Annotated in this window: 15 protein-coding genes; 5 read left to right on the top strand and 10 right to left on the bottom strand. The window is 59.8% G+C overall.

The genetic code is table 11. The annotated features are described in order from the left end of the window. The first annotated feature begins 9 nt into the window (after nt 1-9). Both ACZ5RG_RS09045 and ACZ5RG_RS09040 read left to right on the top strand, forming a co-directional pair. Nucleotides 10-963, top strand: coding sequence for an NAD(P)H-dependent flavin oxidoreductase (locus tag ACZ5RG_RS09045; protein WP_298603096.1), 954 nt, complete (start codon nt 10-12; stop codon nt 961-963). 67 nt (nt 964-1,030) lie between these two features. Beyond that, on the top strand, nt 1,031-2,161 hold the full coding sequence (locus ACZ5RG_RS09040) for an acyltransferase family protein (RefSeq protein WP_315235804.1): 1,131 nt from the start codon (nt 1,031-1,033) through the stop codon (nt 2,159-2,161). A 2-nt stretch (nt 2,162-2,163) separates the two neighbouring features. Here ACZ5RG_RS09040 and cphA read toward each other — a convergent pair whose 3' ends face one another. Both cphA and ACZ5RG_RS09030 read right to left on the bottom strand, forming a co-directional pair. Next, nucleotides 2,164-4,737, bottom strand: coding sequence for a cyanophycin synthetase (gene cphA / locus ACZ5RG_RS09035; protein ID WP_464446869.1), 2,574 nt, complete (start codon nt 4,735-4,737; stop codon nt 2,164-2,166). Nucleotides 4,738-4,784: 47 nt separating this feature from the next. Then, nucleotides 4,785-6,959, bottom strand: coding sequence for a cyanophycin synthetase (locus ACZ5RG_RS09030; RefSeq protein ID WP_464446868.1), 2,175 nt, complete (start codon nt 6,957-6,959; stop codon nt 4,785-4,787). Between the two features lie 168 nt (nt 6,960-7,127). Between ACZ5RG_RS09030 and ACZ5RG_RS09025 the strand changes: the two genes are divergently transcribed. Together ACZ5RG_RS09025 and ACZ5RG_RS09020 are read left to right on the top strand one after the other, a co-directional pair. Further along, nucleotides 7,128-9,452, top strand: coding sequence for a cyanophycin metabolism-associated ABC transporter (locus ACZ5RG_RS09025; protein WP_298603108.1), 2,325 nt, complete (start codon nt 7,128-7,130; stop codon nt 9,450-9,452). Beyond that, on the top strand, nt 9,449-9,913 hold the full coding sequence (locus ACZ5RG_RS09020; protein ID WP_298603111.1) for a cyanophycin metabolism-associated DUF1854 family protein: 465 nt from the start codon (nt 9,449-9,451) through the stop codon (nt 9,911-9,913). Before ACZ5RG_RS09025 ends, ACZ5RG_RS09020 begins: the two co-directional genes overlap by 4 nt. Nucleotides 9,914-10,028: 115 nt before the next feature. Here the strand turns inward: ACZ5RG_RS09020 and ACZ5RG_RS09015 are convergent, their stop codons facing one another. The 6 genes from ACZ5RG_RS09015 to ACZ5RG_RS08990 form a co-directional block, all read right to left on the bottom strand. Further along, entirely contained in the window at nt 10,029-11,393 is a 1,365-nt protein-coding gene (locus ACZ5RG_RS09015) for an MBL fold metallo-hydrolase (protein WP_312261268.1), read from the bottom strand. Between the two features lie 442 nt (nt 11,394-11,835). Next, nucleotides 11,836-12,978: a molecular chaperone DnaJ gene (dnaJ, locus tag ACZ5RG_RS09010; protein WP_019430331.1), complete on the bottom strand. Its 1,143-nt coding sequence runs from the start codon at nt 12,976-12,978 to the stop codon at nt 11,836-11,838. A 147-nt stretch (nt 12,979-13,125) separates the two neighbouring features. Next, a complete protein-coding gene (dnaK, locus tag ACZ5RG_RS09005) occupies nt 13,126-15,048 on the bottom strand; it encodes a molecular chaperone DnaK (RefSeq protein ID WP_312261271.1) in 1,923 nt (640 codons plus the stop codon). A gap of 111 nt (nt 15,049-15,159) precedes the next feature. Next, entirely contained in the window at nt 15,160-15,717 is a 558-nt protein-coding gene (gene grpE / locus ACZ5RG_RS09000) for a nucleotide exchange factor GrpE (protein WP_298599506.1), read from the bottom strand. A 148-nt stretch (nt 15,718-15,865) separates the two neighbouring features. Then, nucleotides 15,866-16,216 (bottom strand): FKBP-type peptidyl-prolyl cis-trans isomerase, encoded by a 351-nt coding sequence (locus ACZ5RG_RS08995; RefSeq protein ID WP_019430328.1) that lies wholly within the window; start codon nt 16,214-16,216, stop codon nt 15,866-15,868. A gap of 50 nt (nt 16,217-16,266) precedes the next feature. Further along, the gene (locus tag ACZ5RG_RS08990) at nt 16,267-17,439 is read right to left on the bottom strand and encodes a fumarylacetoacetate hydrolase family protein (protein WP_464446867.1); all 1,173 of its coding nucleotides are present in this window, start codon (nt 17,437-17,439) and stop codon (nt 16,267-16,269) included. A gap of 225 nt (nt 17,440-17,664) precedes the next feature. Here ACZ5RG_RS08990 and ACZ5RG_RS08985 point away from each other — a divergent pair, with 225 nt between their 5' ends. Then, a complete protein-coding gene (locus ACZ5RG_RS08985) occupies nt 17,665-18,312 on the top strand; it encodes a YiaD family glycine zipper/OmpA-like lipoprotein (RefSeq protein WP_312261276.1) in 648 nt (215 codons plus the stop codon). Here ACZ5RG_RS08985 and ACZ5RG_RS08980 read toward each other — a convergent pair. Together ACZ5RG_RS08980 and ACZ5RG_RS08975 are read right to left on the bottom strand one after the other, a co-directional pair. Continuing rightward, nucleotides 18,303-18,797: a MarR family winged helix-turn-helix transcriptional regulator gene (locus ACZ5RG_RS08980; protein WP_298599497.1), complete on the bottom strand. Its 495-nt coding sequence runs from the start codon at nt 18,795-18,797 to the stop codon at nt 18,303-18,305. The genes ACZ5RG_RS08985 and ACZ5RG_RS08980 overlap by 10 nt on opposite strands. Nucleotides 18,798-18,871: 74 nt before the next feature. After that, nucleotides 18,872-20,590, bottom strand: coding sequence for an acyl-CoA dehydrogenase family protein (locus tag ACZ5RG_RS08975; RefSeq protein ID WP_464446866.1), 1,719 nt, complete (start codon nt 20,588-20,590; stop codon nt 18,872-18,874). Between the last annotated feature and the right edge of the window lie 59 nt (nt 20,591-20,649).

Here is a 20,649-nt window from a genome sequence, read left to right as displayed (position 1 = left end):
GGAGACCCCATGTCCAAGTTGCCACCCGTTCTGGCGAAGCTGCCATTTCCTGTCATCGCATCACCCTTGTTCATCATCAGCAACCCCAAGCTGGTCATTGAGCAGTGCAAAGCCGGCGTTGTGGGCTCAATGCCCGCTTTGAACGCCCGGCCTGCCGCGCAATTGGAAGATTGGCTGATCGAAATCACCGAAGCCCTGGCCGCCTACAACGCAGCCAACCCGGACAAGCCCGCTGCACCTTTCGCGATCAACCAAATCGTGCACAAGAGCAATGACCGCCTTGAGCACGATATGGCCATGTGCGTGAAATACAAGGTGCCGATCATCATCACTTCGCTGGGTGCGCGGGAAGAGATCAACCAAGCCGCACACAGCTACGGTGGTGTGGTGCTGCACGACATCATCAACAACAAGCATGCACACAAGGCGATCGAAAAGGGCGCTGATGGCCTGATTGCTGTGGCCGCTGGTGCGGGAGGCCATGCGGGCGTTAAAAGCCCGTTCGCCTTGGTCCAGGAAATTCGCCAGTGGTTCGATGGCCCAGTGGCCTTGTCGGGTTCGATCGCTTCAGGCGATGCCATTTTGGCGGCGCAGGCCTGTGGCGCAGACTTTGCCTACATTGGTTCGGCCTTTATCGCGACCCACGAGGCGCGTGCCGCAGATGACTACAAGCAAGCCATCGTCGACAGCAATTCGGACGACATCGTGTACAGCAACCTTTTTACAGGTGTGCACGGCAATTACCTGGCCCCATCGATCCGCGCTGCAGGCCTGGACCCAGAGAACCTGCCCGAGTCCGATCCGACCAAGATGAACTTTGGCGGCGATGCCAAAAAAGCCTGGAAAGACATTTGGGGTTGCGGCCAAGGTATTGGTGCCATTCAGGCGGTGGTGAGCACGGCCGAACTGGTGGCCAAGTTCAAGGCGCAATACCAAGCAGCACGCGTGCGCTTGGCACTGTGATGACGGCGGTGTTTGTCTGAACCCGGTGGTTTCCACGTTCGCAAAGCGCCCTTCGGGGCGCTCTTTTTTGATTGATGCGATCAAGGCCTCCGGCTGCTTGCTCATCGTGCTGCACCACATGGCGTTTTATGGCCCCATGTCGGATGTGGTGGCCGTTGCCTGGCCTGCTGTGCTGGATTGGCTTTATGACCACGGTCGTTTGGCGGTGCAGTTCTTTTTGGTGTGTGCGGGTTTCTTGACCGCAGGCAGTCTGGCGCGGTATGAGGCACTGGATTTGTCAGAGGCCCTGAAACTGGCCTGGCAACGCTATTTGCGCTTGGCTATTCCTTTGCTGGCGGCGCTCAGTTTCACCGTCTTGGTCACCGAATGGGTACGCCCTGACTTTGACCATGCCAGCCTGTCGGCCACGCCCGATTGGGGGCAGGCACTGGCACACATGCTGCTGCTGCAGCATGTGCTGGACATGGAGGCGCTGTCGGCTGGTATTTGGTACGTGGCCATCGATTTTCAGTTGTACGCCATGACCTTGTTCAGTCTGATGCTGGTCAAAGCCTGTCGTTCGGCGCACGCGGTGCACTCGGCTCGGACTTTGCGCTGGGGCCTGTGGTTGTGCTTGACCTGCACTTCTTTGTGGGGGTGGAACTTGCACGCTGGTCTGGACAACCACGGCGTTTATTTTTTTGGCTCTTACGGTTTGGGTTTGCTCGCTTGGGAGGCGCGTCAGCATGCCAGCTCGGGCATGCCTGGTGCACCCAATCAGCGTTGGCTGGCGTGGGCGTTGATGCTGGTGATTGGTGCCGTCGCTTGGTGGCTGGAGCCTCGCTTGCGCATTGCAACTGCGTTGGGCGTGGCCTGTTTGTTGATGGGCGTGCCTGCAGCGTGGTTGTCCGGTGATTTCATCCGCTCTTCATGGTGGGTGCAAGCCGTGCACTGGCTGTCCACCGTGTCGTATTCGGTGTTTTTGATCCATTTTGGCGTGACCGTGGTCGTCAGCGCAGGGGTCAGCGCCGTGTGGCCCGATGTGCTGTGGGCCAACACACTGGGCATGCTACTCGCCCTGTTGTTGTCACTGGTGGGTGGCGCATTGCTCTACCGGCTGGTGGAACGCCAGTCAGCGACTTTGTGGCGATGGTGGCTGTGGGCCGGTGTGTTCAAGGCCAGTGTGGCACTGGCCTTGTTCATGAACCCAGCTGCTTGAGGTCAAGCGCCGCTGGCTTTGACTTTCTCGGTGATGTAGGCCAAAGCCTCTTCCACCTGGTCGATCAAAATCAGGCACAGGTCACCCGCTGACAGGCGGCTCAAGGCCGTGTCAATCGCGTTGAACTCGCCCTGAATGTCTTGCACATAAGTGGTCCGCGCAGCGCCTTGCAAACCTTCGCGCAACAAGGTGATGACTTCACCGTCTTCACGTCCGCGCTGGCAGGCGTCTTGGTAGAGCAAGACATCGTCAAAGGCTTGGCCCAAAATTTTGGTTTGGTCGCGGATGTCTTGGTCGCGTCGGTCGCCTGCACCGCTGATGACCACCATGCGCTTTTTGGCAGGCATGTTGTCCACCGCTTGCACCAGCGCCTGAATGGCATCCGGGTTGTGGCCGTAGTCGGCGATCAGGGTGGCACCTCGGTAGTCAAACACATTGAAGCGGCCAGGCACGCCCTGGATGTCGCTGATGAAGGTGGCCACACCTTGGGCTATTGCATCCCACGGCACACCCACGGCCCAGGCAGCGCCAATGGAGGCCATGACGTTTTCGGTCTGGAACCCGATCTGGCCTTGTCGGGTGAGCGGCACTTGGGACAGGGGAATGCGTAAAATCTGTTTGCCCTTTTGGGCCACGATGTGGCCGTCTTCGGTGAACACGACACGCTTGCCTTGAGCGCGGTGCGTGGCCAGCACGGGCTGGTTGGCATCGAGCGCAAAAAAGGTCACATCACCAGGGCAGTGCGGTGCCATCGAAGCCACAGCCGGGTCGGCTGCGTTGAGCACGGCCATGCCGTTTTGCTCGACGTTGAGCACAATCACACGCTTCAAAACAGACAGGTCTTCGAGCGTGGTGATGTAGTTCAGGCCCAAGTGATCACCGCCGCCCATGTTGGTGACGATGGCCACATTGCAGCGGTCAAAGGCCAGGCCTTCGCGCAGCAGGCCACCGCGCGCGGTCTCGAACACGGCCGCATCCACATCGGGGTGCATCAGCACATTGCGGGCGCTGCGGGGGCCGCTGCAATCGCCGGAATCGGTTTGGCGGCCATTGACGTAAACGCCATCGGTGTTGGTCATGCCCACGCGCAGGCCCTGCGCCTTGAGCAAGTGCGCCGTCAAGCGCACTGTGGTGGTTTTGCCATTGGTGCCCGTGACCGCGATCACCGGAATGCGGCCGGTTGCGCCATTGGGGAACATCTGGTCGATCACGGCGTTGCCCACGTCACGGCCCTTGCCGTAAGACGGGCTGATGTGCATGCGCAAGCCCGGTGCGGCATTGACTTCGACAATGCCGCCGTTTTGTTCTTCGAGTGGGCGCAAAACAGATTCGCACACCACGTCCACACCGCAAATGTCCAAGCCCACCATCTGAGCTGCCTCGACCACGCGGGCGGCCACTTCAGGGTGCACATCGTCGGTCACGTCGGTGGCGCTGCCACCGGTTGACAGGTTGGCGTTGTTGCGCAAAATGACCCTTCGGCCTTTTTCGGGCACCGACTCAGGCTCCAGATCTTGGGCGTGCAAGCGACCGATGGCAATGTCGTCAAAACGGATTTTGGTCAATGAGGTCGAGTGACCGGTGCCGCGGCGCGGATCGGCGTTCACCAGATCCACCAATTGGCGCACAGTGTGTTTGCCATCACCCACCACCAACGGGGGCTCACGGCGTGCGGCGGCGATGAGCTTGTTGCCCACCACCAGCAGGCGGTAATCATGGCCGGGCAAAAACTTCTCGACCATCACGGTGCCATAGCGCTCGGCGGTGGCATAGGCGTTGTCAAACGCGCTGCGCTCGGTGATGTTGACCGTGACGCCTTTGCCTTGATTGCCGTCTTGTGGTTTGACCACCACAGGCAGGCCCACTTCCATGGCGATGGCCCAGGCTTCGTCGGGCGTTTGGGCCGGACGGCCCAAGGGCACAGGCACACCGGCTGCGTGCAGCAGTTTTTTGGTCAGGTCTTTGTCTTGCGCGATCGATTCGGCAATCGCGCTGGTGGAGTCAATCTCGGCCGCTTGAATGCGGCGCTGCTGCGAACCCCAGCCAAATTGGACCAGGCTGCCATCGGTCAGGCGGCGGAAGGGAACACCCCGCGCCACCGCTGCATCGACGATCGAACCGGTGGATGGCCCCAAACGCACATCTTCGTCCAATTCGTGGAGCTGGGCCAAAGCGCTTTCCAGGTCAAACCCGTGACTTTGCATGGCGGACTGGCAAAGCTTTTCAGCCAATTCCAGCGCCAGACGGCCCACAGCTTCTTCAGAATATTGGACCACCACTTGGTAAACCCCGGCCTCTTCGGTGGCCGTGGTGCGGCTGAAAGTGACAGGGCAGCCCGCTTGGGCTTGCAGAGCCAGCGTGACTTTTTCGAGAGCATGAGCCATCGAGGGTGCTTGGCCTGAGCGGCTGCCCTCGATGGGGCCTACCTCGGGAAAGATGCGGCGCAGGCGCTGCTCGATCGGGTGGTTGGCCGACAGGCTGCGTTCGGCCTCCGGGCAGGTCACGATGGCTTCAATGGCCGTGTGACGGCTCCACAAATTGGGGCCGCGCAGGGCGCGAATTCTTGACACTTCCATGAACCAGGATTCCTGTGATGCGGTAAGGCCGAAGGGCTCGTCGGGTGTTAATGAGGGGTGTTCTGGCCGAAGCTCTTGACGCCAGCCCGGATCAGATCCGTGCTGATGTCCAGCGCCCAAGCCACACAGGAGGCAATCAGCATGTCGTCGGTGCTGAGTTTGCCGTTTTGCAGCAAGCGTGACACCGCAGGTCGTTTGGCGGACAACACGAGCGACTCGCGCGGGCCTTCACTCAAAACCAGTTGTCCGTCACGCCAGAAAGCCACGCGGCCCCCTGCGGCGAGGTGGGCCAAAAGGCGAGGGTTGTTTTCGTCGTCAGCGTAAAAAATCACACTGCCATCGCAATAGCGTGCCAGATCGGCCGCTTGTTCGTCAGCCGCATTCAGCACGGCCGTGCCATGCGGCAAGATCACGTCGATTTGTGTGCGCACGTAGCTCGGCATTTTCTCGTCGTTGCCTGCGTACAAGTCGTCCAGACCTTGGGCCTTGGGCATGCGTGTGACGACGCCCACTTGGCAACGGTCATAGGGCAAGCCCTCGGCCAGCAAATGGCGTACATCGCTTTCAAAAACAGCGACCTGAACAGATCGGTTGATTAAAAGTCGCTGGGCATTGTCCCAGTCCATACCGCCGTGGCTTTGCAGCTGGCGCTGGTTCATGTACAAGCCGTCCGCACAGGCCAATCCGGTGTACAGGCCTTTCAGGTGCAACAGCCAGTCCACCAATTGCGCTGGGCGGGTCGTGTCGCCATCGCCCATGAGGCCAACCACCGGAATGCGGCCGGTATCAGCTGGTTTGAACAAGTGATTGGCGATGGCCAGACCGACGGGGCGAGGCTGGCCGACCGCGGGTTTCAGGTGCATCAACAAGCCGGGCCCAGCATTGACCTCGACGATGGCGCCACCTTGTGCGGCCAAGGGCTGCGAAATGTCTTGTGCGACCAGATCAACGCCTGCAATGTCCAGACCCACGACGCGTGCGGCCAGCACGGCTTGCGCAGCCACTTCGGGGTGAACTTCGTCGGTCACATCCAGCGCCATGTTGCCGGTGCGCATGATGAGCACGGATCGGTCTTTGTCTGGCACGCTGTCAGCCGTCAGGCCTTGGCGTTTGAGTTCCAGCACCGAGGTGGTGTGTTCGTCCAGGCGGATGGTGTCGAGCGGAAAATCTTCTTCTTCGCCACGGCGGGGATCGGAGTTGATCTGCAACTCGATCAATTCGGACACGGTGTGCACGCCATCACCCACCACGCTGGCTGTTTCGCCTTTGTTGGCCGCGGCCACATGGTCGCCTACCACCAACAGGCGATGTTCTTCGCCCCGGATAAAACTTTCAACGATGACCTCACTGCCTTCGGCGAGGGCGATGTCGTAGGCGGCTTCGATGTCTTCCTGTTTGGACAGTTCGAGTGACACGCCACGGGCATGGTTGCCATCGGTCGGTTTCACGCACACGGGCAAGCCAATGTCTTGCGCTGCTTCCCAGGCCTGCGCGGGGCTGCCCACGATTTGACCTTGCGGCACAGGCACACCGCACATGCTGAGCAGTTGCTTGGTCAGGTCTTTGTCTTTGGAGATGCCTTCGGCAATCGCGCTGGTGCGGTCGGTTTCGGCGGTCCAGATGCGACGCTGCTGGGCACCGTAGCCCAGTTGCACCAGGTTGCCATCGTTCAAGCGAATGGCAGGGATACCCCGGTCGCTGGCTGAATCCACGATGCTGGCCGTGCTGGGGCCGATGCACAGGCTGTCGACCATCTGCTTGAGGCGGTTGACTTCGGTCTTGACATCAAAAGCACGGTCCTCGATGGCGGCCAGGATCAGCTCACGCGCTGTCTCCAGTGCGCTTCGGCTGACAGCTTCGTGGCGCGTGCGGATCACCACTTTGTAGACGCCTCGTGGGCCAGCTTCGCGGGCCTTGCCAAAACCGGTTTGCATGCCGGCCTGGGTTTGCAGCTCCAGTGCAACGTGTTCCAGTACGTGGCCAGCCCAAGTGCCTTCTTCCAGCCGTTGCAAGAAACCGCCACGTTCACCCACGCTGCAGCGGTGTTCAATCAAACCGGGTAGCCAGCTTGTCAGACGTTGGTTGAATCCTGGCAAGGTGTTCGAAGGGAAGTCTTCCAGCGCGCCAATGTCAATCAGCGCCTCCATGACAGGACGGTAAGTCCAGATGTTGGGACCGCGCAAATGGGTCATGCGCAGAAATTGGATGTTTTTGGCGTTCATGAATGAAAAGGGCGGCTATACAATGACCGGCCCGTCACGGCGCTGGGAGATTGCTCTGGATTCAAAAGAGTCATGGACAGTTCATGTGCAGTCGTGTGCGACATCAATGGTTGTTTTTTGTCTCGTCGGCCGCCGTGGTCGTTCGAGTCGCTTCCGGTTCATCCTTCAATGACATCAACTTCTACTTTGGCCTCTGCATCCCGTCAGGTTCTTCCCGACGCTTGGCAGGTTGAAGTCCATTCTTGTCTGCAACCCGATGAAAACGCAACAGCCTGGCTGGAGGTTGACTTGGACGGCAGCTTGCGATTTGCCAAAAGTGCCGTCATTTTGACCGATCAGCGGGTCTTATCCCGCCTTGAGGGTGAAAAAAACTGGTCCAGCTGGGCTTTGCAGCCGGGTTTGTCTTTGAAACTCACTGACCATGCGGGTGTCGGGTGTCTGGCCTTGACCAGCCCAGAGGGGCAATTGGCGGTTTGGCGCTTCACGCTGGGTCTGCAGGCCGCAGTCGCCCGCTGGGCCGCACAGTTTGAAAGTCAGTTGGCGCAGCAGCTGATGCCATCGGGCAGTCCATCGGAAGGCCGTCCCTTGCAGGCGGTGTTGTCCGGCTCGGTGTGCCCGGTTTGCCAGACCGTCATGAGTGACGAGGACGAAGACTGTCCGAGTTGTGGTCGGGAAGACCTGGCGCCGCCTTCGACCTGGACACTTTTCAAGCTTTGGCGTTTTGCGCGGCCTTATCAGCGCTCTTTGCTGGCAGGTTTCTCTCTCACATTGGCGGCCACGGCCGCCACTTTGGTACCGCCATACCTGACCATGCCGCTGATGGACGACATTCTGATTCCTTATCAGAACGGCAAAGAAATCGATCCCACGTTGGTGTCCATGTATTTGCTGGGCTTACTGGCTTCTGCTTTGCTGGCTTGGGGTCTGGGCTGGGCCAAAACCTACATATTGGCGCTGGTTTCCGAGCGCATTGGCGCTGACTTGCGCACCACGACTTATGAACATTTGCTCAAACTCTCTCTGGAGTATTTTGGCGGGCGGCGCACGGGTGACCTGATTGCCCGCATTGGCAGCGAGACCGACCGCATCAACGTGTTCTTGTCTCTGCACCTGCTCGACTTTGCCACCGATGTGCTGATGATCCTGATGACGGCGGTCATCTTGTTCACCATCAACCCGACTTTGGCGCTGGTCACCTTGTTGCCCTTGCCTTTCATCGCCTGGTTGATCCATGTGGTGCGCGAAAAACTGCGCACCGGCTTTGAAAAGATCGACCGCGTCTGGGCCGAAGTGACCAACGTGCTGACCGACACCATTCCCGGCATTCGGGTGGTCAAAGCGTTTGCGCAAGAAGACCGTGAGGCCCAACGCTTCAAGGACGCCAACAAACACAACCTGTTGGTCAATGACCGATTGAACCGGGTGTGGTCGCTGTTCTCGCCTACGGTCACCTTGATGACCGAGATCGGCCTCTTGGTGGTCTGGGGTTTTGGCATCTGGTTGGTCTCGGACGATCAGATCACCGTCGGTGTGTTGACCGCCTTTTTGGCCTACATCGGCCGCTTTTACAGCCGCCTTGATTCGATGAGCCGGATCGTCTCGAACACGCAAAAGGCCGCTTCGGGGGCCAAGCGCATTTTTGACATCCTGGACCATGTGTCCAGCGTGCCCGAGCCCGTGAACCCGGTGGCTTTGCCGCCCCAGGTGCAAGGCCGCATTACCGTGCGCGATGCGGGGTTCCGCTATGGCAACCGCGCGGTCATTCGCCAACTCAACCTCGATATCCAGCCCGGCCAGATGATTGGTTTGGTGGGCCACAGCGGTTCGGGCAAGAGCACCTTGGTCAACCTGATTTGCCGTTTTTACGACTTGACCGATGGCGCGATTGAGCTGGACGGCACCGACATTCGCCAGCTGAAAGTCGCCGACTACCGCCGTCAAATCGGCTTGGTGTTGCAAGAACCATTCTTGTTCTTTGGCACCATCGCCGACAACATTGCCTATGGCAAGCCCGAAGCCACCCGCGAAGAAATCGTCGCGGCGGCCCGTGCTGCACATGCCCACGAGTTCATCTTGCGCATGCCGCAGGGTTATGACTCGCTGGTGGGTGAACGCGGTCAGGGTTTGTCAGGCGGCGAGCGCCAACGCATTTCGATTGCCCGCGCCTTGCTCATCAACCCGCGTATTTTGATTTTGGACGAGGCCACCTCCGCCGTGGACACCGAGACCGAAAAAGAGATTCAAAAAGCGCTGGACAACTTGGTGCGTGGTCGCACGACCATCGCCATTGCCCACCGCTTGTCGACCTTGCGCAAGGCCGACCGTCTGGTGGTGATGGACAAAGGCGTGGTGGTCGAAGAGGGCACGCACGATGTGTTGATCGAGGCCCAAGGCGCTTATTGGCGTCTGTACGAAGCCCAGCAGCGCCAGGCCGAAACCGAAGCGGTTTTGGGCGGGAGCCTTGAAGCTGCAGAACAAAAGGTGAGCGCATGAGCCCGTTTGACTTGCAACGCGATGCGTTTGGCCGCTGGGTGTTGACGATGCCCGACGGCACGCGGTATGTGCCTGTGACGGCTTTGCGTGCCTATCCCGTGTCGGCCCCTGACGCGGGCGTGGCGCTGATGGACGCGGACGGGCGCGAGATCGTCTGGATCGATGAGCTGGCGCAACTCGAAGCGCCACTGCGGGCCAGCGTGGTGCAAGCCCTGAACGAACGCGAGTTTTTGCCCGAAATTTTGCAGTTGACCGATGTCAGCAGCTTTGCCACACCCAGCACCTGGTCGGTGGTGACTGACCGGGGTGTCACGCAATTTTTGCTCAAAGGCGAAGAAGATATCCGTCGCCTGACTGGCACGGTGCTGCTCATCAACGACGCCAATGGCGTGCAATTCATGATCCGCGACCTGGCGGCCATGGACAAGCACTCGCGCAAACTGCTCGACCGCTTTTTGTAGGTCGGGCGTCGGCGCCGACCATGACAGCTTCTGCCGAGAAGCTGCAGCTTGTCCTGGACCTTGAAGTGCCTGTGCAGAGCAGGGTAGATCAGAGCAAAGTCAATCTACCGTTTGGCTACAAAGGCCAGACCGAACCGTGCTCGGGCACCATGGCGCGCCACTTGATTTCATGTTCGATGCGTTGGCGCAGCATGTCGGACGCCTCGCGTTCACCGTGGACCACATACACCTGACCTGGCGCACTGGGCATTTTGTGCAGCCAACTCAAAAGTTGGTTCGCGTCGGCGTGGGCCGAGGCCGATTCGATCTGTGCGACTTCAGCACGCACCGCGATATCCTGCGCATGGATGCGCACGCTGGATTGCCCGTTGGCCAGCGCCGCGCCACGGGTGCCAGGGGCCTGATAGCCCGTCAGGATGACTAAGTTGCGGTGATCGCCCAAGTATTGCGCCAAGTGGTGCAAGACCCGCCCGCCCGTGGCCATGCCGCTGGCTGCCAAGATCACCATGGGCCCGTGTCGGCGTGCCAGCGATTTCGATTGTTCGGGCGTTTCCAGCATGGTGGCCGCATGGTCCATGTTGCGCACCTCTTGTGCGTTCAGTCGGTGCTCACCAGGGTGGCGTTCAAACAAAGCGGTGGTGTGGATGGCCATGGGGCTGTCCAGAAAAATCGGCAAGCCTCGGGGTATTTCCCCTGCCGCCTTGAGCTGCGCGATGGTGTGCAGCACAGCTTGCGCTCGCCCTACTGCAAACACTGGCACCACGGCCACACCGCCACGAGCAGCCAGTTTTTTCAACAGAGGGCCGAGTTCTTCAAACAGTTTTTCTTTGGGGTGCTGGCGGTTGCCGTAGGTCGATTCGATCAAGACGGTGTCGGCCTGCGGCGGTGGCTCGGGCGGGTTCATCAAGGGGTCATCGGGGCGGCCCAGATCGCCTGAAAACAAAATGCGCCGACCGCCCACATCCAACAACAAACTGGCGGCACCCAAAATGTGACCGGCCGGCTGAAAGCGGGCCTTCCAGCCGCGGATGGGTTCGAACCACTGGCCCTGATGCTCTGCGTGCAATTGCTTGAGGCTGTGGATGGCCTCTTGTTGGGTGTACAGCGGCAGGGCGGGCGCGTGTTTGGAAAAGCCGTGCCGGTTGGCAAAAAAAGCATCTTCTTCCTGAATGTGCCCACTGTCAGGCAACAAGATGCTGGCCAAATCGCAAGTGGCTGAGGTGGCATGTACCCGGCCCCGAAAACCGTTTTTGACCAGCAAGGGCAGATACCCGCTGTGGTCGAGGTGTGCATGGGTCAGCACCACCGCATCGATGTGCGCGGGGTTGGCAGGCAGAGGGTTCCAGTTGCGCAAGCGCAGCTGTTTGTAACCCTGAAACAAGCCGCAATCGACCAGCAGCCGCTTCTGGTTGTGCTCAATCAGGTATTTGGAGCCGGTGACGGTGTCGGCCCCTCCAAGGAAGGTGATGGTGGCGCTCATGCTGGCATGCTGCGCTCAAAATATACAAGGGCGTTTGAGGCAAGTCATGTAGACGCTTGTTTTGCCAAACCGACGCACTGATAGTCATACCCGCGCACTAACTGTCATAGCGGCGTTCTAGCTGTCATAGCGGCGTTCTAGCTGTCATAGCGGCGTTCTAACTGTCATAGCGGCGCTCTAACTGTCATAGCGGCGCTCTAACTGTCATACCCGCGCATGCGGGTATCCATGGCGGCCGAAAGCATGGACCCCCGATCCAGTCGGGGGTGACCATTCACGTGTCATGCCCGCGCCCTATTTGTCATGCCTGCACCCTATTTGTCATACCCCCACCCTATTTGTCATACCCGCGGATGCGGGTATCCATGCAATTCGAAGGCCTAGACCCCCGATCGCGTCGGGGGTGACAAAGGTAAGGCAGGTCGCAGGTGACAAGCGCAGATCAACCGCCGAAAAAGCCTTTCAGCTTGTCGGTCCAGCTCTCGCCACTGGGCTGGTGTTTGCCGCCGCCTTTGGACAGCGACTCGTCAAATTCCTTGAGCAACTTGCGTTGGTGCTCGGTGAGCTTGACGGGGGTCTCCACTGTGATGTGGCAATACAAGTCGCCCGGGTAGCTGCCGCGCACGCCTTTGATGCCCTTGCCGCGCAGGCGGAACTGCTTGCCGGTCTGGGTGCCTTCGGGGATGTCGATGGCCGCTTTGCCGCCCAAAGTGGGCACATCGATTTCGCCGCCCAGGGCCGCTTTGGTGAAGCTGATGGGCACGGCGCAATGCAGGTCGTCGCCATCGCGCTCAAAAATAGAATGCTTCTTGAGGCGGATCTCGATGAACAGATCGCCCGGAGGCCCACCGTTGGTGCCCGGTTCGCCATTGCCCGCGCTGCGAATGCGCATGCCGTCGTCGATGCCCGCCGGGATTTTGACTTCCAGCGTCTTTTGTTTTTTGACCTTGCCTTGTCCGTGACAAGTGCCGCAGGGCTCGGGGATGATTTTTCCGGTCCCTCGGCATTGCGGGCAGGTTTGTTGCACGCTGAAAAAGCCCTGACGCATTTGCACTTGGCCTTGGCCATGGCAGGTCGAGCAGGTTTTGGCGCTGGTGCCTGGCTTGGCTCCGGTGCCGCTGCAGGTGTCGCAGGCGTCCCAGCTCGGGATGCGCAGTTGCGAGTCCTTGCCGTTGGCCGCTTCTTCGAGCGTGATTTCCATCGCGTAGCTCAGGTCTGCGCCACGGAAAACTTGACGGCCACCGCCGCGTCCGCCCCGGCCCTGGCCACCAAAAATGTCACCAAAGATGTCGCCAAAAGCGTCACCGAAACCACCGAAGCCTTCGGCACCACCGCGCATGTTGGGGTCGACGCCGGCGTGGCCGTGTTGGTCGTAGGCGGCACGCTTTTGCGCGTCCGACAGCATTTCGTAGGCTTCTTTGACTTCTTTGAATTTGGCCTCGGCTTCTTTGGCCTTGGCGTCTTCGCCCTGATTGCGGTCAGGGTGGTACTTCATCGCCAGCTTGCGATAAGCCTTTTTGATGTCTTCGTCCGAGGCGTTTTTGGCAACGCCCAGCACTTCGTAAAAATCTCGTTTTGTCGCCATGACTCTTGACCCTGGCCTTCAGGCCGTTTCATGCAAAAAGCGTCCCGAGCCATGCTCGGGACGCTGCAGCTTGTGGGTGGGAGGCCGCTCCTGCGGCCGAATGCATTCGCGAGCGGGGGCTCGCTCCCACAACATCACAGAGGGCGATCAGCCCTTTTTGACTTCCTTGACTTCAGCGTCCACGACGTTGTCGTCTTGTGGGGCTGCGGACTCTGCGGCACCTGCACCTGCAGCAGCTTGCTGGGCTTGCATGTCGGCATAGACCTTTTCGCCCAGCTTCTGGCTGGCCGTCATCAGGGCTTCGGTTTTGGCTTCGATGGCGTCTTTGTCTTCGCCCTTCAAAACTTCTTCCAATTCCTTGGTTGCCGCTTCGATGGCTTCTTTTTCAGCTGCTTCGATCTTGTCGCCGTGCTCGGCCAGGCTCTTCTTGACGCTGTGGGCAGCGGCTTCGCCTGCGTTGCGCGCTTGCACCAGTGCCAGTTTTTTCTTGTCTTCTTCGGCGTTCAGCTCGGCGTCTTTCACCATTTGCTGAATTTCGGCTTCGGACAAACCGGAGTTGGCCTTGATCGTGATCTTGTTCTCTTTGCCGGTGCCTTTGTCTTTGGCGCCCACATGCAAGATGCCGTTGGCGTCAATGTCAAAAGACACTTCAATTTGGGGTGTGCCGCGCGATGCTGGCGGAATGCCTTCGAGGTTGAACTCGCCCAGCGCTTTGTTGCCGCTGGCGATTTCGCGCTCACCCTGGAACACCTTGATCGTCACTGCAGGCTGATTGTCTTCAGCGGTCGAGAAAGTTTGTGCAAACTTGGTCGGAATGGTGGTGTTCTTGGTGATCATCTTGGTCATGACGCCGCCCATGGTCTCGATGCCCAAAGACAAAGGGGTCACGTCGAGCAGCAACACGTCGGTGCGGTCACCCGACAAGACCTGGCCCTGAATCGCAGCGCCCACGGCCACGGCTTCGTCGGGGTTCACGTCTTTGCGTGGCTCTTTGCCAAAGAATTCTTTGACCTTTTCTTGCACCTTGGGCATGCGGGACATGCCGCCGACCAAGATGATGTCGTCGATGTCACCGACAGCCACGCCAGCGTCTTTGATGGCCATGCGGCAAGGGGCAATGGTGCGCTCGATCAGCTCTTCGACCAACTGCTCCAGCTTGGCGCGGGTCAGTTTGACGTTCAGGTGCTTGGGGCCTGTGGCGTCTGCGGTGATGTAAGGCAGGTTGACATCGGTGGAGGCCGAGCTGGACAGCTCAATCTTGGCTTTTTCAGCGGCTTCTTTCAGGCGCTGCAAGGCCAGCACGTCTTTGGCCAGATCAACACCGGATTCTTTCTTGAACTCGGTGATGATGAAGTCGATGATGCGCTGGTCGAAGTCTTCGCCGCCCAGGAAAGTGTCGCCGTTGGTGGACAACACTTCGAACTGCTTTTCGCCATCGACATCGGCGATTTCGATGATGGACACGTCAAACGTGCCGCCGCCCAAGTCATACACGGCGATCTTGCGGTCGCCCTTTTCGGTCTTGTCCAAACCAAAGGCCAAAGCAGCAGCCGTGGGCTCATTGATGATGCGCTTGACGTCCAGACCGGCAATGCGGCCTGCGTCTTTGGTGGCCTGACGTTGTGCGTCGTTGAAGTAAGCGGGCACGGTGATGACGGCTTCGGTCACTTCTTCGCCGAGGTAGTCTTCGGCGGTTTTCTTCATCTTGCGCAGGATTTCAGCGCTGATTTGCGGTGGGGCCAGCTTGTTGCCGCGCACTTCCACCCAAGCGTCGCCGTTGTCGGCTTTGGCAATGGTGTAAGGCATCAGGTCGATGTCTTTTTGGACTTCTTTTTCAGCAAACTTGCGACCGATCAGGCGCTTGACTGCGTACAAGGTGTTGCGGGGGTTGGTGACCGCTTGGCGCTTGGCCGATGCGCCGACCAAGATCTCGCCGTCTTCTTGGTACGCAATGATCGACGGGGTGGTGCGAGCGCCTTCGGCGTTTTCGATCACTTTGGTCGTGTTGCCTTCCATGATGGCCACGCACGAGTTGGTGGTGCCCAGGTCAATACCGATGATTCTTCCCATTTTGATGCTCCGAAAATTAGTGAAAGTGCAGATGGTCTGCAAGTGGGGTGTCGCAGGGACTTTTCAAGTCCCCTTGCACGCGAAAATGCCCCAAAAAGGCCGAAAAGGTGTTTATTTGGGTGCTGTGACAGTCACCAAAGCAGGCCGCAAGACACGGTCAGCAATGGAATAGCCTTTTTGCAGCACATTGACCACGGTGTTGGCTTCCTGGTCTGCGGGCACCACGCTGATGGCTTGGTGGTGGTGCGGGTCGAATTTAGTGCCTGCTGCAGGCGCGATTTCGAGCACTTTGTTGCGCTCCAGCGCGCTTTTGAGCTGACGTAAGGTGGCTTCAGAGCCTTCGCGGATTTGCTCGATCGTCACATTTGGGATGGCCAAACCGGCTTCCAGGCTGTCCAGTACAGGCAGCAGGCTGTCGGCAAAACCTTCTACGGCGAACTTGCGGGCCTTGGCGATTTCGTCGTCGGCACGGCGGCGGGCGTTTTGCACATCGGCTTGGGCACGCAAAAACTGGTCGGCCAGATCGGCGTTTTGGGCCTTCAGGTTGACCAGCTCAGCTTGGGCATCGGCCAATGGGTCGGTCGAGGTGGCGGTCTGCGCGCTGGCAGTTGCAGCAGACTCTTCGTCGCTCAGTGCTTGGGGATTGGGGTTTTGAGTGGTGTCTGACATGAACAATGTCCGCAAAAAATGAATACCCCTCTTAAATAGGGGCGATGTTTCAGGCTTCAAGAGGGGTTTTGCGTTTGGAATCTGGCAGCGCAGGGCAAGAAAAAACCCGCCAAACGGCGGGTCCGGCTGAGCCAAGCACTGATCGGGATCAGTTCAGTGCCAGCAATTCCACGTCAAATTTGAGCGTTGCATTGGCCGGGATCACCCCGCCAGCGCCGCGTGCGCCGTAGCCCAATTCGGAAGGGATGATCAGGGTGCGCTGGCCGCCGACTTTCATGCCGGCCACGCCTTCGTCCCAGCCCTTGATGACCATGCCCGCCCCCAAACCAAACACAAAGGGGTCGCGGCGGTCGCGGCTGGAGTCAAATTTGGCACCTTGCTGGCCATCTTTGTACAGCCAGCCTGTGTAGTGCACGGTGACGTCTTGGCCCGGGGTGGCTTCGGCGCCTTCGCCCACGACAGTGTCTTCGTATTGCAGGCCGGAGGGGGTGGTGTTCATGGTGTTCTTTCAGGAAAAGGGGCCAGATGCAGCCCTGTTGCAAGCCGAAATTATGCCAGCAGGCCTCGCCGGGCCAGATCGCGCATGAGTGCGCTGACGCCATAGCGCCATGGCGGGGCTTGGTCGGAGGTGGTGACCCGGTTGACCAAGCTGCCCAAGTGAGGTGTGGAGACGCTCACCACATCCCCCACGACATGGGTGAAACCTTGGCCGGGGCCGTGGCGGTCTTGCGTGGGGGCAAACATGGTGCCCAGAAACAGCATCATGCCGTCGGGGTATTGGTGGTATTTGCCCATGGCCTGGTTGACCAGATCCAATGGATCGCGGCTGATCTGGGACAGGGCGCTGCTGCCTAGCAGAACAAAGCCTTCGGGGCCTTCCACTTTCAGGCTGAGGTCGCATTGGCGCACATCGTCCATGCCAAAGTGGGAGTCGAACAGGCGAATGAAAGGTCCAATGGCGCAACTGGCGTTGTTGTCCTTGGCCTTGCCCAGCAGCAATGCGCTGCGGCCTTCAAAGTCGCGCAGGTTCACGTCGTTGCCCAGCGTGGCCCCCACGACCTCGCCGCGCGAGTTGACCGCGAGCACGATCTCGGGTTCGGGGTTGTTCCATTGACTGGCTGGGTGAATCCCGACCATGGCACCCGTGCCGACCGCGCTCATGGCTTGCGCTTTGGTGAATATTTCGGCATCCGGACCGATGCCCACCTCCAAGTATTGCGACCACATGCCTTGGGCCAGCAGCACCTCCTTGAGCTTGACCGATTCGGGCGAGCCGGGTTTCACGCTGCGCAGGTTGTCACCAATGACTGCCACCACGGCCTGGCGCACGGCCTCGGCTCGGCTGGCATCGCCTCGGGCTTGCTCTTCGATCACCCGCTCCAGCATGCTGGCCACAAAGGTCACGCCTGCGGCCTTGATGGCTTGCAAATCGCAAGGGGCCATGAACCACGGCATGGCCGGGTCACGAACTGCCTCGTTGCTGTTGGCCAAAACCGCGTCCGTATCGGCCAGCCATGTGGCTTGCTCGTGGGCCATCCATTGCCTGACCCGCTGCGCGGGCTGGTCTTGTTCTAGCAAGGCACTGCAGGTGGGGGCCAATTTGGACAGGTCCAGCACGCTTTGAGGCGTGACTGCTACCAAAACGGGGCCGGTGTCGGGCAGCCAAAGGCGACCGATCAACAAGGCATGTTCACAAGACTGGGGCAAAGAGGTGGTGTTCATGGGCTGGTGGTGTTCATGGGCTGGTGGTGTTCATGAGCTGTATGTGCGAAGCAGTGTGGAATATCTTGACAGATCAAGAGGCGGCAAGCTGTCACGCACGGGCTTTCTCAAATCAGGGTGGGCGCTGATTTCAGAAGCAATTTGTTGCAAGCTTGTGCGGTGCGGCACCGAGACTTTGCGCAATTGACCCTAGAGTGGCTGACTTGGATTGAAAGGATCTTCCAGATGAACACGATGACTGCATTCAAAAGCGCTGGTGCGTTGACCTGTGCCTTGGCCATTTTGCTGACGGGTTGCGCGACGGCCACCCCCGAGCAAAAGGGCGCGGGGACCGGTGCCGTGATTGGCGCTGTGGCGGGGCAAATTTTGGGGCGCGACAGCAAGGCAACCGCCATTGGCGCGGGCTTGGGCGCCCTGGGCGGTTATATCTGGTCCAAAAACATGGAAGACAAAAAGCGCGCCATGGAGCAAGCCACGGCCGGTACCGGTACGGTGGTCACGCAAACGGCAGACAACCAGCTCAAGCTGAGTATTCCAAACGACATCTCGTTTGACACGGGCCGAGCCGACATCAAACCGAATTTGCGCCCGATCTTGGACCAGTTTGCCCAAGGCTTGGGCCAACAACCCAGCATGGAAGTGCGCATCGTGGGCCATACCGACAACACCGGCAGCGATGCCATCAACAACCCTCTGTCGGTGAACCGTGCGCAAAGTGCTCGGGATTACCTGGTGGCTCGGGGTGTGAGCAGCAGCCGCATTGCGATTGATGGACGCGGTTCGCGCGAACCGATTGCCGACAACACCACAGAGGCGGGTCGCGCACGCAACCGCCGCATTGACATTTTTCTGGCCGAACGCGGTCAGAGGTAAATTTTTTGCAGCAACGCCAGCAGCGTTTTGCGCTGCGCTGGCGTGAGCTTGGCGGTTTTTTCGATTTCCAGGTCGCTCGCGGTTTGCTCGGCTTGCACCATCAGGGCTTGGCCCTTGGGGGTGGCGTGCAGGCCCACGGCGCGGCCATCGTGCGGATGCGGTTTGCGCTCGATCAGGCCGCGTGACTCCAGTGACTGGATCAAGCCGACCAAATTGGGCGGCAACAAGTTGAGCGTGGCGCACAACTGGCGCGAGGTCACGCCCGGGTTGTGCTGGATGGTGGACATCACAGAGAAGTCCACCGGTTTCAGGCCGTAAGGGGCCAGCCGCTCCAAAAACAATTCGATGATGCTCAGCGCAGCACGGCGGGCGTTGTAGCCCATCAGAGTTTGCAGATAAGTGGTGTCCACTTGGTCTACGCACACGACAGAGGGCTTGGCCGCACTGGCTTGCTGGCGAGCCGTTTTGGCTGAAGCGAGCCGCATTTTTTTCTCTGCAGTGGTTGTCACCGCCACTTTTGCCGCTTTCTTGCGCGGTGTTGGGTTGGGCATGCGCTCGCTCATTTTGCGTCGGCACACTGCTGCGCGATGATGGCGCTGCGCATCTGGAACTCGGGCAGCACCCAACTGCGCAGGGCCTTGGCCGGGCTGAGCCAGCGGATATCGGCTTGGGGCGTGTCGGCGTCCACACCGGCTTCGATGCGCAACCAGGCCCAGTCCATCAGCACCAGAGCCACGGCACGCAGGTAGTCGTCGGCCACACGAAATGCCAACGCCGCGTCTTGCGGTGCCGCTTTGACGATCTGCTCGGTCACGGTGCGCAAGGTTTGAATGCGGATTTGTGCGGCGGCGCTGGCGTGGCCCGCTTGGGGCATGTCCGATGCGATGGTGTCCAGCAGGGCGTTGATGCTTTGGCCGCCATCGGCCAGCACCTTGCGCACCAGCAGGTCAATCGCTTGGATTTCGTTGGTGCCTTCGTAGATCATGGCCACGCGGGCATCGCGCACGATTTGCTCAATGCCCCATTCGCGCACATAGCCGTGGCCGCCAAACACCTGCAGGCAGTCGCTGCCGCCATGAAAGGCCTGGTGCGTGAAGACCGATTTCATGACCGGCGTGACCAAGGCGCACCAGCGCTGGGCAGCGGCTTGCGTGGCGGCATCGGTGCTGTGTTTGATCAGGTCGAGTTCGAGTGCGGTGCGGTAGGCCAGCACGCGCCCGGCATCGACCCAGGCCCGTTGTGTGTCCAGAATGCGGCGCATGGCGGGGTGCTCGCCAATCAAATCGGCTTCGCCCGCCGATTTGCCTTTGCCGGGTGCACGCATCTGGCGGCGTTCTTGTGCATAGGCATCGGCCTTTTGCCATGCAGCATCGAGCAGACCAATGCCTTGCAAGGCCACATGCAAGCGGGCGGCGTTCATCATCACAAACATCGCATTCAGGCCCTTGCCGGGTTCGCCCACGATGGCGCACACCGCTTCGTCAAAACGCATCACGCAGGTGGGGCTGCCGTGCAGACCCATTTTTTCTTCGATGCGGTCACAGTGCACGCGGCTGCGCGAGCCGTCGGGGTAAAACTTGGGCACCAAAAACAGCGACAGGCCTTTGGGGCCGGGTGGGGCGTCGGGCAGGCGTGCCAGCACCAGGTGCACGATGTTGTCGGTCAGGTCGTGTTCACCGCCCGAGATGAAAATTTTGGTGCCGCTGACGGCGTATTGGCCATCGGCCAACGGCACGGCTTTGGTGCGGGCCAAGCCCAAATCAGAGCCTGCATGGGGCTCGGTCAGGCACATGGTGGCCAGCCATTCGCCGGTGGCGACTTTCTCTAAATACAAGGCTTTGAGATCGTCGCTGGCGTGGTGCTTGATGCACTCATAAGCGCCGTGCAGCAAGCCTGGGGCCATGGTCCAACCGTGGTTGGCCGCTGACAGCATTTCGTACAGCATGGCTTCGAGCACGCTGGGCAGGCCCTGCCCACCGTCTTCGGCGCTGGCCGACAAGGCAGGCCAGCCCGATTGCCAAAAGGCTTGGTACGCGTCTTTGAAGCCCGGTGGCATGGTGACCACGCCGTCTTTCCATTGCGCACCGATCTCGTCGCCATCGCGGTTGAGGGGGGCGATCACCTCGCCCACGAACTTGCCCGCTTCATCCAGCACTTGCTGCATCAAGTCCGGGTCCACCTCGGCAAAGGCGGGCAGGGCTTGCAATTGGGCGGGCGCGTTCAGCACGCGGGACAACACAAACTGCATGTCGTCGGTGCGGGGTTGGTAGGCGTTCATGGGAGCACTTTTAACAATCAATAATGCCGGAGCACCCTCGCGGTGCTCCGGACAGGATC

The organism is Limnohabitans sp. TEGF005 (assembly GCF_055394835.1).
Note: the sequence above shows the minus strand (reverse complement) of the source record. Positions and strands in the feature narration are given on the sequence as shown.